Consider the following 585-nt stretch of genomic DNA (forward strand, 5'->3'; position numbering starts at 1 on the left):
GGTTCCCCATGCCCACGTTGGAGCTGCCCCAGTTGCCGTTGCCGACGTTGCCGTCCCCGAGGTTGCCGGCGCCGAGGTTGCCTTCGCCGACGTTGCCGCCGCCCACGTTGCTGTTGCCGTTGTTGCCGCCGCCCAGGTTGCTGTTGCCGAGCCCCAACAGGCTCTGCGCCTCGGCGCCGGCGTACGCCGCGGAGTTCGCGGCCAGGTTCTGCACGAACCCCTGATGAAACGCCGCCGCGGCCGTCCCGACCACTCAGGTGCTGGCCGCCGGCGCGGACGCGGTGTCGGCGGCCGTCGCGTCGGTGTTCTCCGGCCATGCCCAGGCCTATCAGGCGCTGAGCGCGCAGGCGGCGGCGTTTCATCAGGGGTTCGTGCAGAACCTGGCCGCGAACTCCGCGGCGTACGCCGGCGCCGAGGCGCAGAGCCTGTTGGGGCTCGGCAACAGCAACCTGGGCGGCGGCAACAACGGCAACAGCAACGTGGGCGGCGGCAACGTCGGCGAAGGCAACCTCGGCGCCGGCAACCTCGGGGACGGCAACGTCGGCAACGGCAACTGGGGCAGCTCCAACGTGGGCATGTGGAACC

The 585-nt window shown here is 71.5% G+C and carries 2 pseudogenes; one reads left to right on the forward strand and one right to left on the reverse strand.

Annotated features, from left to right (window positions below):
• Nucleotides 1-253, reverse strand: a pseudogene (locus A5706_RS24760) (PE domain-containing protein); the annotation flags it as partial.
• Here A5706_RS24760 and A5706_RS24765 point away from each other — a divergent pair.
• A pseudogene (locus tag A5706_RS24765) lies at nt 228-585 on the forward strand (PE family protein); the annotation flags it as partial. The pseudogenes A5706_RS24760 and A5706_RS24765 overlap by 26 nt on opposite strands.

The sequence above is a fragment of the Mycobacterium sp. E796 genome, from assembly GCF_001672815.1.
Classification (GTDB): Bacteria; Actinomycetota; Actinomycetes; order Mycobacteriales; family Mycobacteriaceae; genus Mycobacterium.